Below are 14,103 nucleotides of genomic sequence, written 5' to 3'. Positions count from 1 at the left end.
CAGACATTGAACGAGATACGAGACTTCCTCCGGCCTGTTATTGCCGATATTGATCAGACGTGCGCCGTCCGCTGAACTGGGTGGGCGGTCGAGACAGCGAATCACCCCGTCCACAATATCATCAATATAGGTAAAATCCCTCTTCAACCGGCCATGATCGAAAAGCTGGATTTCCTCTCCCTGAGTAATGGCTTTGGCGAAGGCATAATAAGCCATATCCGGTCGCCCCCACGGACCATATGCCGTAAAAAAGCGCAAACCGGTCTGAGGAATCCCAAACAAGTGATCATAAGCCGCGCTCATCAGCTCATCAGCACGCTTTGTCGCGGCATATAGAGAAAGTGGCCTCTCAATCCGTTCCGACTCCCGAAACGGGGCTTCCAGATCGCCTCCGTAAACAGATGACGAACTGGCATAGACCAGATGACGCAGGTCCGGCAGGGCACGGGCCATCTCCAGAATGGCCAGATGTCCCATGATATTCGAAGCGACATAGGCGTAGGGATCAAGAAGCGAGTATCTCACCCCGGCCTGTGCCGCCAGATGCACAATTCTGTCCACCGAGTAACAGCTTCGCGTAAACTCGGCCATCGCCACACGATCAGCCAGATCGACCTTAACGAAACTGAACCTCGCCTCTCTTTCCAACACAGCAAGCCGAGCTCGCTTGAGGCCAACATCATAATAACTGTTCAGATTATCAATGCCGATAACGGTTTCGCCCTGACGCATTAAGGCACGCGCGACGTGAAAGCCAATGAAACCAGCGACTCCAGTAACGAGCACAGGCAATTATGCAGACCTTCTAAATGTATAACGCTTTGCCCAGAAACCCGTCAGCAGATACAGAATGACCAACGATCCTCTTTCACTTAGCCTCCCGGTAGCCAATTCCGCCATAGGAATGGCTCTTAAATGAGATAAATTCTCTTTCATGTTCGTAAGGAGAAATTCCACCTCTGTTTTATGACAAAGTCTCCCGGACACTGTTCACTGGACCGGCACCGTCTCAAACCTTTGCAATGATGGCGAAATGGATATCGTCCGGCAGCAAGGCGGCTTACTGCGGCGTTGAAGAAGGCTTTACGGATATGCGTCACTACCCGGCATTTATGGATATTATAGGGCGGAAAGCACTGGTTATTGGCCAGGGCGAATCCGCAGACCGTAAGGCACAGGCCCTGCGCCGAGCCGGTGCCGAGGTGAACATAGCGCCAACATTCAAACCCAGTCTTCTCGACGGCTGCGCTATTGCCATCGGAGCGGAGGCGCCTGACGAGGATCTGCAAGCCCTTTCCAGAACCGCAATCGAGCGTGGTATTCCGGTCAATATAGTAGATCGCCCGGAATTATGCAGCTTTATCACACCCGCTATCGTTGACCGTAGCCCATTGACCATTGCCATTTCCTCCGGTGGCGCGGCACCTGTGCTGGCCCGGTTGCTGCGGGCGAAGATTGAGGCACTGGTTTCGCCCAACTATGCCAGACTCGCTACTTTGGCCGAGCAATTCAAGGACAGGGTACGGACGGCTTTTCCTGATATGGCGATCAGGCGCCGGGCACTGGAAACCCTGCTGACCGGCCCCGCCGCCGATCTCGCCCTGAGCGGACAGGAAGACGGAGCCAGAAAACTGTTCGAGGCCGCCATTAGCCAACCGGACACAATCTCTCGCAAGGGAATCGTTTATCTGGTGGGTGCCGGTCCGGGCGCACCTGATCTGCTGACGCTGCGTGCGCAACGCCTGCTGGGTGAAGCAGATGTGATCGTGCATGACCGGCTGGTCACGGATGAAATCCTCGACATGGGCCGTCGTGATGCCAGCCGTATTTTTGTCGGCAAGGCCCGCGCCAATCACTGCATGCGGCAGGAAGACATCAACGCCCTGCTGGTCCGTCTCGGACAGGAAGGTAAGCGTGTCGTTCGGCTCAAGGGGGGCGACCCGCTTATTTTCGGTCGCGGCGGAGAAGAAGCCGAAGCTCTGGCTGAAGCCGGAATCCCCTTCGAGATCGTTCCCGGTATTACCGCAGCCCTTGGTTGTGCGGCGGCCTCCAACATCCCGCTCACCCATAGAGAGGCGGCGCGCGCTGTGACCTTCATGACCGGCCATACCAGAGATGGCACGCTGGAAATGGATTTTCATGGTGCGGTACAGTTGGGGGGAACCTTGGCCGTCTATATGGGGATTGTGACGCTGCCGCGCCTGAGAGACGGGTTGCTGGCCGCAGGACTTCCGGCTGACACGCCCGCGGCCTTGATCGAACGGGGGGGAACAGAGGCACAACGCACGCTGTTCGGCACTCTGGATCATTTGGTGGCAACCGCACCGGACTGGACTGCAGGCGGACCGGCTCTGGTACTGGTTGGGCAGGCAGTCGGCCGAGCGGTACCTGACCATCGGGACTGAACAATGGGAGGGGAAATGCTGCCATCTCCCCTCCCCTGCTATCCGGCTCAGCCGCGAATCAACGTGCCAATTCCGCCTTCTGTAAACATTTCCAACAGACAGGCATGCGGCTGACGACCATCGAGAATCACCGCACCACGTACGCCTTTTTCAACCGCATCGATACAGCATTCGACTTTCGGGATCATGCCACCCGTAATCGTGCCATCGGCAATGCCTGCCTTAACATCATCCGCGCTCATTTCCGGAATCAGCTTTTTATCCGTATCCAGAACACCGGGAACATCTGTCAGCATCAGAAGACGCTTGGCCCCCAGCGCACCAGCAATGGCACCGGCGGCAGAATCGGCATTGATATTATACGTCTGCCCGTCTTCCCCGATGCCAACCGGCGCAATGACCGGGATCAGCCCGGCCCCGGTCAAGGCATGAATAACGCGGACATCAATATGAGCAGGTTCTCCCACAAAACCGAGATCGAGCGCTTTCTCGATATGACTGTCAGGGTCCATCGTCGTACGCTGTAATTTGCGCGCATGGATCAGGCCGCCATCCTTGCCGCAAATCCCGACCGCCATGGCGCCGGCGCGATTGATCAGGCCAGCGACCATCTTGTTGACGGTACCAGCCAGTACCATCTCAACGACCTCAACCATTGCCGCATCGGTGACACGCAACCCGTCTACGAATCGGGACTGGATCGCCAGACGTTTCAGCATGTCATTGATCTGCGGACCGCCGCCATGCACAACCACGGGGTTGATGCCCACCTGCTTGAGCAGAGCGATATCAGCGCCGAACTGTTCGGCCAGACGCTCATCACCCATGGCGTGGCCGCCATATTTCACCACAACCGTTGCACCCGCGTAGCGACGCATAAACGGCAGAGCATGAGCGAGGATTCGCGCCTGTTCTCCCGCCGAGCCGAAATCATCGGTGTTCACATGAACCTCCGTCTGCGACGCGCCAATCATACGTTCTCTTTCACTCGACACCATTCCATCGGCATGGGCAGTCCCCGCCACCACCACAACACACGCAACAGACCATATTCGTCAAGAAACTGTCCTATTGTGCCTTGAAACCGTCTTATTTCCGCCATCAGAATACTGACTGAATAATGCTGAGACCTCGGTCATTCTGCTGCATTCATACGGCGGCAAAAATGGACAAAACTGAACAGAAAGGGAAACACTCGGATGTACAGTCGTATTGCAGGACGCATATTCCTGGCTGCCAGTATTCTCGGCCTTGGCGCCTGCACCAATCCTTATGATCCCGGCCAACGGGCCATGGGTGGGGCGGCCCTTGGTGCCGGAGGCGGCGCAGCACTGGGGGCAATTGCCGGAGGCGGCAGAGGAGCTGCAATCGGTGCGCTGGCGGGCGGTGCACTGGGGGCTGTCGGCGGCGCCGTTACCACGCCTCAGCAAAACGCTTATCCGACCGGCTATTACCAGCGCCCTGCTCCCCCTCCCGGTCGTTACGGCTACTGACATTATTTCGAACGGAACTGACTAACTATCATCAGGGCACTCCAGATTTATACGGGGTGCCCTGTTTGTTTTCATCTCCTGACGGAGATGCTTAAGAAAGCCTGCCCTCTTCCTTATTCCCGCATGATCGCCAGACGTCTCCGTTTATACTATGGGTGCCCCTGGCTCGCTGTTTTGCTGGATGGCGAGGGAACCAGAAATGGACTCGCCTGATGGATTATTACGATCTTATGAATTTTCTGGCCGTAGCACTGATGTTTGTGGTGCTGCTGGGGGCCTATCGTGCCGGACTATGGCTGCGTATCCGCCTGCCGCCGCATCATAGAAACAGCGAGACATCGGCTGTCGTTCATGCCGTCATCGGCATGCTGGTGACATTCGGTGCCATTGTTCTGGGCCTGATGGTGACCTCAGGTAAAGAAGCGTATGATAGCCTGTCACGCTCGGTGAACGAGGAAGCCATCCAGATCGTTCAGTTTAACCGGCTACTTATAGAGTACGGGACTGACATTGCCGATGCCCAGACGCTTCTGAAAGAATTTACGGCCCATTGCATCTATGATTTCAATGACCCGGCCCCCAAAGCAACCGCTCAGGCCAAAAGACTGATGCAGATGGAAGCAATCGTGCGTGACTGGATGCCGAAAACCATCGAAAAGAAGCGGCTGCAATTTGAACTTGAGGAGCGCCTTTCTCCGCTGAACCGGGTTCACTGGCAGATTATTTCGCAATCAACATCCTCTATCAGTAAGCCGTTTTATATCACGTTGATCCTGTGGATGCTGGCATCTTTCTTTATATACGGGCTGAATGCGGATTTCAGCATTTTTATCAGTGTTGCTCTCATTGTTTCAGCCATTTCAATCTGCGTGGCCCTGTTCGTCGTTATGGAAATGGCAACGCCGCTTGGAGGGATCGTGGCTGTTTCCGATGCGCCGTTCCGCTATGCGCTACAACAGATCAAAAGCGATACGCCCGCTCTGGTCCAATGAAAAAGTCGGAGCAAACAGTCAGAGTTTCACCAGCCAGCCAATGACGCCACAGCAAGCCATTACCGCCACCGGATGCAGGTGCCACCGACACAGCACCAGCGTCGAGGCTGCCGTGATGGCATAAGCCGGCCAGCTATGGTCATTGCTTTTGGTGATGATGATCCCACTGGCCAAAACCAGTCCGACTGCCAACGGTGCCATGGCGCGTTCAAAGATACGCCGGAATCGGCCCTCCCCCATGCTTTTCCAGAGCAAGGCGGCTCCGAAGACCAGCAGGCTGCTGGGGATGAGCATGGCGATTGTGGCCAGTACCGCACCCGAAATACCCGCCGCATCATAACCCAGAATGGTGACCAGCAATGTGCTTGGTCCCGGTGCAACCTGCGCCATGGCATAGGCATCAGCGAATTGCTCGGCGGTCAGCCAGTGATAGACCTCGACCGTCTGCATCTGAAGATGCGGCACGATAGCGTTGCCACCACCGAATGACAGCAGGGAAGCGCCGCCGAACAGCATAATGATATCAAGCAACCGTGGCGAGATCATCCTTTCCGGTCCTTCTCCGTCGTCAGCCAGGCCCATACAAAACTGACCGGCAGTAGAATCAGCAGCATCCAGAGCAGAGACATGCGGATGACAGCCGATAACAGAACGCTGGCAGCAAAAATAAGGGCTGGAGCAGGTGCGGTCAGCACTTTCCTGCCCGTCTGCCAGGCCATGGAGAATGTCAGCCCCACTGCCCCCGCCGCCAGGCCGGCCAGCACATGCTGCAACCAGAGCGCATGCTGAAATTCCAGATAGCCGACACTCAGAGCAAGGATAATCAGAAATGGCACCATCACCAGCCCGGCAATGGCAGCCATGGCGCCGCACACGCCTCTCAGGCGTGTGCCGACGAATACGGCAAGATTGACCTGATTCGCACCGGGCAGAACACGCGCCACCGTCAGAGCGCTCAGGAAGGTTTCTTCACTGAGCCAGCGACGACGCAGAACCAGTACATCGCGTGACCACGCGGATAACCCTCCTCCGAATCCAAGCAAGGCAATCTGGTTGAAGGTCATTGCGATACGCCACAGGCTTGGGCGTTCAATCGGGCTTATCGCATCATCCTGCGACATGATGCATCCGGACATAGGATATGATCATTCATGAGCCACTTCGATATCATGAGGCTCATGGTCATCCTCGACATGCAGATGCACGGTCAGCGGATCCGGCGGATCATAGCGATGAGAGATTTTCCAGTCGCTTTTGAATATTTCGCGCAGATGCTTTGTTGTGTCCTCCCCATGCAGCACAACGCCCAGCTCTCGCCTGATATCGAAAGCGCTGCGGTCAATATTCATGGAGCCGAGCAAGGCCGTCGTTTTGTCGGCAATCATCAGCTTCGCATGAGCACGAAGTGTTTTCTGCTTGTGAATGGCAATATCCATACGCTGCATGATGCGCAGCGAGGAAAATGTGTCCAGCAGATCAACTTCACTAATGCCATGCCGCCCGCCACACAGGATACGCACCGCAACACCCCTCGCCTGTGCCGCAACGATCCGGTCCAGCACAGTGGCATCGACGAATTTGGGGTGCTGAATCCACAGCGTCTCCTGCGCCGAATCAATAAAGGCACACATGGCCGTACGGGCGGAGGTATTGCTCCACACCAGAGGAGAGCCGGAGCGCGGCCAGAAAGGCTGCCGGTTCCAGTCGGCATCGAAACCGTGCAGGATCTCCGCGACCGTCGCCTGATCTTCGATGATCGCCCCATAATCCCTGGTGCGGGTGAAATATTTTTCGACAAAATTGAAGGTGGCAATCAAGGCACGCTGCTCATCGATCACCATTGACTTTTCATGCGTGACCGGGAAAGCCGGATTGGACCAGCTGGCCTCGATTCCGGCGGCTCGCAGTTCCGACATTGTCTCATCATTCGCGCGTGACCCCGACGATCGGGCCGGATTCAGCATGACCCGCACACTGACACCCCGATCGTGAGCCGCCTTAAGGGCAGTGATGATCGGCTCATAGGTAAAGGTGAACATCTTCAATCTGACCGACCGGCTTGCGCCTGCGATCAGTTCAACGACCGGAGCAACACCATCATCAGGCTGCACGATGATCCGTGCTACTGGCAGCGCATCGGGTAAAGTCATCATTCCCCGCTTTCGGAAAGACATTCGCCGACATCATTCCAGAGTCGAACCCGATCACAAAGCCACAGGAAATCGTGAAAAGCCAGTCGGTTTGACAGCGTTTTCCTCCCGGCTTCAGCAGTTAATCCGCCCTGCCGCCGCGCAATCCTGAAACATAATGAATGCTTGCAGACGGGGAAACAGCCTCCATCCCGCTACAGCCAGACAGACCAGACCCAGCAACACCAGAACCGGCATCCAGTCCCGACCGCGCATGGATGCTCAGTCCGTCAGGCCGGCCAGGGCCGCGCGCAACTCAGCGATTCCCGATCCTGTATCGCTGCTGGTGACAAAGACATGGGGATGCGCCGCAGGATGGGCACGGGCCGCCGCATAGACATCCGCGACACGGCGTTGCAACGGTGTCGGCTTCACGGCATCCGCCTTTGTCACGACCAGCTGGAAGGTAACGGCCGCCTTATCGAGTAACTCCATAACCGCAATGTCGGACGCCTTGAACTCGACCCGTGCATCGACCAGCAGCATGACCCGGCGCAGATTGGGCCGCCCGCGCAGATAGCTGAACATCAGCCCCTGCCAGTCTTCCTTCACATCCTTCGCCGCCTGTGCGTAGCCATATCCCGGCATATCCACCAGCACGAGCTGGTCGGCAAGGTTGAAGAAATTCAGTTGCTTGGTCCGGCCCGGCTGGGATGAGGCGCGCGCCAGTGTTTTCCGTCCGGTCAGGGCATTGACCAGAGTGGATTTGCCCACATTGGAACGTCCGGCAAAAGCGATCTCCACCCCCATGGGCGGCGGAAGCTGATCCAGCCTCTGCGTGCCATGGAAGAAGGTACACTCACCGGCAAAGAGCTTGCGCCCGGCCTCCAGAGCCACTGCATCCGGTTCAGCTTCCGAGGGTATCTGCCCAAATTGCGGCGTCTGATCAGACATAGACGCCGCTCAGACCTTGGCCAGTTCGGGGCGCGGCAGCTTTGTGCGGCGCTGGATCAGCCATTGCTGCCCGATCGACAGCAGATTGTTCCAGCTCCAGTAGATCACCAGTCCCACAGGGAAGCGGGCCAGCATGAAGGTAAAGATGATCGGCATGAACTGGAACATCTTTGCCTGCACAGGGTCCGGCATCGGCGGGTTCATCTTCTGTTGCAGATACATTGTGCCGCCCATGATCAACGGCCAGATGCCAAGATGCAGGAAAGGAGAGATATGGGTGGGGTCGAAAGGCAGCAGCCCGAACAGATTGAACAGATTGGTCGGATCGACCGCTGACAGATCGTGAATCCAGCCGAAGAACGGAGCATGCCGCATTTCGATGGTCACGAAGATGACCTTGTAGAGTGAGAAGAAAATCGGGAACTGCAACAGCATCGGCAGACAGCCGCTGGCGGGGTTGGCACCCTCAGCCTTGTAAAGCTGCATGACCTCCTGCTGCATCCGCGTCGGATCATCCTTGTAGCGTTCCCGCAGGGACTGAATTTTGGGGGCCAACAGACGCATCTTGCTCATCGAGCGATAGGATTTGCTCGCCAGCGGATAGAAGGCCGCCTTGACCAGAACCGTGAAAATCAGGATGGCGACACCGAAATTGCCGACCAGATGATACAACCAGTCCAGCGCATAGAAGAATGGCCGGGTAATGAACCAGAACCACCCGAAATCGACCGCCTCCCAAAAGCTGGGGATGTGGTACTCCGCCTGATAGTGATCCAGCAGGCTGACCACCTTGGCGCCCGCGAACAGATGCGTGGTGCTGGCGCTCTCTGCCCCAGCCGCGACCTGATCCGGATTATGGGAGATGATGCCGACCTGATACCCGTCCCGGCCATTCGGCTTGGTATCGCGGAAACTGAAATCAACCGACGTTATCTGATCAGGGATCAGCGCCGTCAGCCAGTATTTGTCCGTGATACCCGCCCAGCCACCGGTGGAGGCATGCTCGAAAGCAAGGCCGTTATTCTTGGCCCCATCGCTGTCGGCGCTCTTGTAGGTGATCTCATGCAGGATGCCATCAACCACACCGATCAGCCCTTCATGCAGAACGGTATAGCCCTCGACCTCTGGCCGGTAATCGCGGCGCACCCGTGCATAAGGATGCAGCACCACCGGCTTGCCGGTCGTATTGCGCACGGATTGGGTTACCGAGAACATGTAATCGGCATCGACCGCAACCTTGAGCATGAAGGTCAGGCCCGCGCCGTTATCCCAGCTCAGCGTCACCGGCTTGTCAGGAGTCAAGGTGGCGGCATCGGCTTTCCACTCCGTATCACGGCCCGGCGTGGCGATGCCCGATTCTTCCGGAACCCAGCCATATTCCACATAGTACGGCTCCGGCCCGCTCAGCGGAGCCAGCAGACGAACCAGCGGGGAATTCTTGTCGACCGTCTCATGATAGTCGCGCAGGACCAGATCATCGAAACGCGCGCCGAGCAGGCTGATGCTGCCCTTTACGCGCGGCGCATCGACAGCCAGACGAGCCCCTTCCTTCGGAGGAGGCGACTGGGAGGCCGTTGCATCGGTCGGAACCGCGCCCAGCGTATTATTCGGTTTACCCTGCCCGGCATTCGTGGCTGTCCGGGCAGCAGCAGGAGGCTCCGGCACGAAATGCCGGTACAGCCCCTGGAAACCCAGCAGAATGCCCAAGGAAATCGCAATCGCGAGGAATAGCCGTTTCTGGTCCATCAACCCGCCGTCTGTCCTGAATGATCTTTGCAGCGGCATCTTCCGGCAGGAACCGGATCATAGCCGCCCTGGTGCCATGGGTTGCAGCGCAGAATACGCCGCCCTGCAAGCATGGAACCCTGAAAAGTGCCGTGTTCGCGCAATGCCTGAAGCGCGTAATCGCTGCAACTGGGAACAAACCGGCAATTCGTGCCCAGCACGGGCCGCAGAACCAGTTGATACAGCCGCACCGCAAGCCTCAGCCCGTATCCGATGATACGACCAGCCATCATATGACTCCGGCCTTGGCCAGGGCGCGGCGCAGATCGTCCAGCAGAGAATCGAATGGCCGCCCGCGTGTGCTGTCTCGTCCAATCAGCACCAGATCATGCGCCGATAAGGGTGTGCCGGCCTGATCGTATTCCCGTGCCACCAACCGCGCCGCCTCACGCAAGCGCCGACGGGTGCGATTGCGGACAACCGCATTGCCGACTTTCTTGGTCACAGTATAGCCAATGCGCAAAGGGGCGTCGGCAGCCTGCGCGGGCAGGGCCTGAAGAACCAGACCATGCACGGCGGCCTTGCGCCCCTTTGAGGCAACGCGGAGGAACTCCGCGCGCCGCTTCAGACGTTTTTCCCGCATGACTGCGGAACCCTTTCGTTGGGAGCCGGGCCGCATATCAGGGACATGCGAATCCGGCCTTACCGAAACAGGGCTGTCCGAAATCAGGCGGACAGACGCTTGCGGCCCTTGGAACGCCGGTTGGCAATCACCTTGCGGCCACCAACAGTCGCCATACGCGCGCGGAAACCATGCCGCCGCTTGCGGACCAGTTTCGAGGGTTGATAAGTACGCTTCACGTCAGGCTCTCCGAGGCTAGGGGCGTCCCAGCTTCGGGATCGCGCCCGGTCGAAATTTCCGGTACAATACAGATGGTCCGCAGACGCCTACGCATCTGACCGGCCGAGGCGCGGCTTATAGGGGGGTGAATGGCTATCCGTCAATCAGAAGCTGTGCATGGCGGACGATCCCGCGCTGTAATCCGCTTTTTTAACTTTCTGCGAGTCTGATCTCCCATCATGGAACATGCTCTTGCCGTCCTTCATTCCTGGCTTGATCAGGTGCTTCCCTGGGCTGACCGACACCCGGCGCTAACTTTCACCCTGTATATGCTCACCTATGCACTCAGCGTCCTGTTGCTGCTGCCGGGCGGTCTGTTTCTGGGGCTGGCGGGCGGAGCTTTGTGCGGCACGCTGGCCGGGTCTATCTCCGCGATTGCCGGGGCAACACTCGGCGCCGCGGCTTTTCACTATCTGACCAGACGATACATGCTGACGCGCCTGCGGCGCTGGCTGCCCGCACATTGCCTGCACCGGCTCGATCAGATCGCCCCACAGATCCAGCGGGACGGGTTCAATTATATGCTGGCAGCGAGGCTCATGCCGATGGTGCCATTCTGGCTCAGTACGCTGGCCGCGCCATTTGCCAGCCATCGCATTCTGCCATTCGCCATCGCCACCGCAATCGGCAGCGCACCCCTGATCAGCATCACGGTCAGCCTCGGCGCAGGATTGCGCCAGAGCATACAGCAATCCCTTGCTCCGGCAGACGCGCTGATGAGTCCCTCGGTACTGGTGCCGCTCTTTATCCTGGCGCTGCTATCCTTGGTGCCGGTCGCGCTGCGTCATGCAAAGGCGAAATTCAACAGGGCCTGATCTGGGCCGGCAAACTCACTCTATAACGGCACGCCCGCAATATCGCGGCTGGTGCGAATCGTCTGGAGTGTCTGGACCCGCGTGACACGCTCCATACCGGTCAGACGCTGGGTCAGCTGATTTTCATGCGCCGTATCACGCGCCACCAGACGCAGCAGAAAATCACCGCCACCGCGAATCATGTGGCATTCGCGTACTTCGCTCCATTCACCGACTGTCTTTTCGAACTCGGCCAGAGCCATTTCCTTCTGACTGTCCAGCCCGACAATGGCAAAGAACTCAATCTCCCAGCCCAGCGCCTGCGGGTTGGTATCGGCGTAATAGCCGCGGATAATGCCTGCCTCCTCCAACCGCCGGACACGCCGCAGACAGGGAGGCGCCGAAATACCCGCACGACGCGCCAACTCGACATTGGTCATGCGGCCATCGGCCTGCAATTCCGCCAGAATACGCCGGTCGATAGCGTCCAGCTCATGGGGAAGAGAATGATCGGCGGTCATGCGCTGGGGATGCTCATCGTGGTGAAACGGAAAATTGTCATGAATGCTCGGACTGCGCAATATTATGACTCAACGGGCCGGCTGCAAGCCATTCTCAGCCCGAAAAATTAAAAACTTTGCGCGAAGGCTTCCGCCTTGCCCGCAAGGAGGATTGGCCTCATATGCTGAGGCATGCCGTCCCTGTGTTTCAGATAGACAAAAACCATGATCCATCGCAGCAAGGTTCTCATTATCGGTGCAGGGCCTGCCGGCTATACCGCCGCCATCTACGCTGCCCGCGCCAGCATGAAACCGATTCTGGTATGCGGTCTCCAGCCCGGCGGGCAGCTGACCATCACCACCGATGTTGAAAACTACCCCGGCTTTGCAGAATCCGTGCAGGGCCCATGGTTGATGGAACAGATGGAAGCACAGGCGCGTCATGTCGGCACCGAGATCGTGTATGATCTGATCACCGATGTGGACTTTACCCGCACCCCATTTCGCTGCACGGCGGATTCGGGTGATGTGTTCGAGGCGGATTCTGTCATCATCGCAACAGGCGCCCAGGCACGCTGGCTGGGGCTGCCGAATGAGAAACGACTTCAGGGGGCGGGCGTATCAGCCTGCGCCACCTGCGACGGCTTTTTCTTTCGGGGCAAGCGCGTGGCGGTGATTGGTGGCGGCAATACCGCCGTTGAGGAAGCCCTGTATCTGACCCACCATGCCAGCGAAGTGGTGTTGATCCATCGCCGCGATTCGTTACGGGCCGAGAAAATCCTTCAGGATCGCCTGTTTGCGCATCCCAAAATCTCCGTCATCTGGAACAGTGTGGTCGAGGACATTACCGCATCCGGGCCGCCGGATCGCGTAGACGGAATTGTCCTGCGCAACACCACAAGGGGGGATACCAGCACGCTGCCGGTGGATGGCGTTTTCGTGGCAATCGGCCATTCCCCCAATACCGCCATCTTCCGTGGCAAGCTGGAACTGGATGAAGAAGGATATGTGGTGACCCGCCCAGGAACCCCCTGCACCTCAATCCCCGGCGTGTTCGCGGCAGGAGATGTGCAAGATAAAATATACCGTCAGGCCGTTACTGCTGCCGGAACAGGTTGCATGGCGGCGCTGGAGGCGGAAAAGTGGGTAGCCGAACATACCGATTCGTCCATGCTGGCAGCAGAATAGCGAATCGTCCGCCAACCCCCGGCATCCGGGATGGGTGCGCGGAGAACAGAAGACCGCGGCCCGGCAGGCCGAATCATCGATGGGTCGCACACAGCGCACCCGGAAGCGGGGAGTGGCGTAAACAATGGACTGGGACAAACTGCGCGTCTTCCACGCCGTGGCTGAAGCAGGCAGCTTTACTCATGCTGGCGATACGTTGAACCTGAGCCAGTCTGCCGTGTCCCGCCAGATTTCGGCACTGGAGGAGGCCCTTCAGGTTCCTTTGTTTCATCGGCATGCCCGCGGCCTGATCCTGACCGAGCAGGGCGAAAGCCTGAACCGCACTGTGCGCGAAGTTTTTGCCAAACTGGCCATGACCGAGGCCCTGCTGACTGAAAGCAAGGAAAAGCCCGCCGGTCGTCTGAAAGTCACCACCACGGTCGGCTTTGGCGCCTCATGGCTGGCACCACGCCTGCACCAATTCCTGGCCGCATATCCAGACGTTTCGCTGTCACTGCTGCTGGATGATGCCGATCTCGATCTGGCGATGCGGGAGGCCGATGTGGCCATCCGAATGCATCCGCCCAAGCAGCCCGATCTGGTGCAGCGCCATCTGATGACCATCAAATGGCATGTGGTCGGCACACCTGCCTATTTCGAGCAGTATGGTCGGCCGCAATCGGTGGAAGACCTCGACAATCACCGGTTGATCCTGTTCGGTGACTATCATTCACCGGTCAACAACATCAACTGGCTGGCCGAAGCCGGGCGCAAAAGCGGCACGCCGCGACGTCCGTTGCTGGATGTCAACTCACTCCAGGCCATGGCGCTGGCCATTCAGTCCGGTCTGGGGATCGGTGCCCTGCCCGATTACATGAGCAACGAAATGGACGGGCTGGAGCGCGTCCTGCCGGAGATCGAATCTCCCAAGATCGACGTATATTTCGTCTATCCGGAGGAGTTGCGCAGTTCCAAGCGCGTTTCTGTGTTCCGTGACTTCCTGCTGGGCAAACTGGCTGAACTCGGCTGACGCAACGCCTGTG

The 14,103-nt window shown here is 58.0% G+C and carries 18 protein-coding genes (1 of these 18 only partly in view); 6 read left to right on the top strand and 12 right to left on the bottom strand.

Going from position 1 to position 14,103, the window contains the following annotated elements; all coding sequences use genetic code 11:
- Window positions 1–792, bottom strand: the 5' portion of a protein-coding gene (locus tag GbCGDNIH6_RS03810) for an NAD-dependent epimerase/dehydratase family protein (protein ID WP_072562893.1). 180 nt of this gene lie to the left of the window's left edge; the window shows 792 of its 972 coding nt (coding positions 1–792); it begins with the start codon at window positions 790–792; the stop codon falls past the left edge of the window.
- 230 nt (window positions 793–1,022) lie between these two features.
- On the opposite strand from GbCGDNIH6_RS03810, the gene cysG reads away from it, so the two are divergent.
- Window positions 1,023–2,405, top strand: coding sequence for a siroheme synthase CysG (gene cysG, locus GbCGDNIH6_RS03805; protein WP_232449955.1), 1,383 nt, complete (start codon window positions 1,023–1,025; stop codon window positions 2,403–2,405).
- 47 nt (window positions 2,406–2,452) lie between these two features.
- On the opposite strand, the gene argB is transcribed toward cysG, so the two are convergent.
- Window positions 2,453–3,379 (bottom strand): acetylglutamate kinase, encoded by a 927-nt coding sequence (argB, locus tag GbCGDNIH6_RS03800; protein ID WP_072564324.1) that lies wholly within the window; start codon window positions 3,377–3,379, stop codon window positions 2,453–2,455.
- Between the two features lie 225 nt (window positions 3,380–3,604).
- Between argB and GbCGDNIH6_RS03795 the strand changes: the two genes are divergently transcribed.
- Entirely contained in the window at window positions 3,605–3,898 is a 294-nt protein-coding gene (locus GbCGDNIH6_RS03795) for a YMGG-like glycine zipper-containing protein (protein WP_072562892.1), read from the top strand.
- A gap of 230 nt (window positions 3,899–4,128) precedes the next feature.
- Window positions 4,129–4,890: a bestrophin-like domain gene (locus GbCGDNIH6_RS03790; protein ID WP_157692317.1), complete on the top strand. Its 762-nt coding sequence runs from the start codon at window positions 4,129–4,131 to the stop codon at window positions 4,888–4,890.
- Window positions 4,891–4,908: 18 nt separating this feature from the next.
- Here GbCGDNIH6_RS03790 and GbCGDNIH6_RS03785 read toward each other — a convergent pair whose 3' ends face one another.
- The 9 genes from GbCGDNIH6_RS03785 to rpmH form a co-directional block, all read right to left on the bottom strand.
- Window positions 4,909–5,421: a chromate transporter gene (locus GbCGDNIH6_RS03785; protein WP_157692316.1), complete on the bottom strand. Its 513-nt coding sequence runs from the start codon at window positions 5,419–5,421 to the stop codon at window positions 4,909–4,911.
- An 11-nt stretch (window positions 5,422–5,432) separates the two neighbouring features.
- Complete coding sequence (locus GbCGDNIH6_RS03780; protein WP_072564323.1) at window positions 5,433–6,011, bottom strand: chromate transporter; 579 nt, start codon at window positions 6,009–6,011, stop codon at window positions 5,433–5,435.
- A 24-nt stretch (window positions 6,012–6,035) separates the two neighbouring features.
- Entirely contained in the window at window positions 6,036–7,043 is a 1,008-nt protein-coding gene (locus GbCGDNIH6_RS03775) for a phospholipase D-like domain-containing protein (protein ID WP_072562889.1), read from the bottom strand.
- A 111-nt stretch (window positions 7,044–7,154) separates the two neighbouring features.
- Entirely contained in the window at window positions 7,155–7,295 is a 141-nt protein-coding gene (locus GbCGDNIH6_RS12330; protein WP_157692315.1) for a hypothetical protein, read from the bottom strand.
- A gap of 6 nt (window positions 7,296–7,301) precedes the next feature.
- Complete coding sequence (yihA, locus tag GbCGDNIH6_RS03770) at window positions 7,302–7,973, bottom strand: ribosome biogenesis GTP-binding protein YihA/YsxC (RefSeq protein ID WP_072562888.1); 672 nt, start codon at window positions 7,971–7,973, stop codon at window positions 7,302–7,304.
- Window positions 7,974–7,982: 9 nt separating this feature from the next.
- Window positions 7,983–9,719, bottom strand: coding sequence for a membrane protein insertase YidC (gene yidC, locus GbCGDNIH6_RS03765; RefSeq protein WP_072562887.1), 1,737 nt, complete (start codon window positions 9,717–9,719; stop codon window positions 7,983–7,985).
- A complete protein-coding gene (yidD, locus tag GbCGDNIH6_RS03760; protein WP_011631432.1) occupies window positions 9,719–9,991 on the bottom strand; it encodes a membrane protein insertion efficiency factor YidD in 273 nt (90 codons plus the stop codon). Before yidD ends, yidC begins: the two co-directional genes overlap by 1 nt.
- The gene (gene rnpA / locus GbCGDNIH6_RS03755) at window positions 9,988–10,341 is read right to left on the bottom strand and encodes a ribonuclease P protein component (RefSeq protein WP_025318343.1); all 354 of its coding nucleotides are present in this window, start codon (window positions 10,339–10,341) and stop codon (window positions 9,988–9,990) included. The genes yidD and rnpA overlap by 4 nt, the downstream gene beginning before the upstream one ends.
- Before the next feature lie 83 nt (window positions 10,342–10,424).
- Window positions 10,425–10,559: a 50S ribosomal protein L34 gene (gene rpmH / locus GbCGDNIH6_RS03750; RefSeq protein ID WP_011631430.1), complete on the bottom strand. Its 135-nt coding sequence runs from the start codon at window positions 10,557–10,559 to the stop codon at window positions 10,425–10,427.
- A 219-nt stretch (window positions 10,560–10,778) separates the two neighbouring features.
- Between rpmH and GbCGDNIH6_RS03745 the strand changes: the two genes are divergently transcribed.
- A complete protein-coding gene (locus GbCGDNIH6_RS03745; protein ID WP_072562886.1) occupies window positions 10,779–11,414 on the top strand; it encodes a TVP38/TMEM64 family protein in 636 nt (211 codons plus the stop codon).
- 20 nt (window positions 11,415–11,434) lie between these two features.
- Here GbCGDNIH6_RS03745 and GbCGDNIH6_RS03740 read toward each other — a convergent pair whose 3' ends face one another.
- The gene (locus tag GbCGDNIH6_RS03740; protein WP_072562885.1) at window positions 11,435–11,914 is read right to left on the bottom strand and encodes an Lrp/AsnC family transcriptional regulator; all 480 of its coding nucleotides are present in this window, start codon (window positions 11,912–11,914) and stop codon (window positions 11,435–11,437) included.
- A 204-nt stretch (window positions 11,915–12,118) separates the two neighbouring features.
- On the opposite strand from GbCGDNIH6_RS03740, the gene trxB reads away from it, so the two are divergent.
- Both trxB and GbCGDNIH6_RS03730 read left to right on the top strand, forming a co-directional pair.
- A complete protein-coding gene (gene trxB / locus GbCGDNIH6_RS03735) occupies window positions 12,119–13,081 on the top strand; it encodes a thioredoxin-disulfide reductase (protein ID WP_072562884.1) in 963 nt (320 codons plus the stop codon).
- Between the two features lie 124 nt (window positions 13,082–13,205).
- A complete protein-coding gene (locus GbCGDNIH6_RS03730) occupies window positions 13,206–14,090 on the top strand; it encodes a LysR family transcriptional regulator (protein WP_025286224.1) in 885 nt (294 codons plus the stop codon).
- The last annotated feature ends 13 nt before the right edge of the window (window positions 14,091–14,103 follow it).

The sequence above is a fragment of the Granulibacter bethesdensis genome, assembly GCF_001889525.1.
Classification (GTDB): domain Bacteria; phylum Pseudomonadota; class Alphaproteobacteria; order Acetobacterales; family Acetobacteraceae; genus Granulibacter; species Granulibacter bethesdensis_C.
This window is presented reverse-complemented; position numbering and strand designations above follow the sequence as displayed.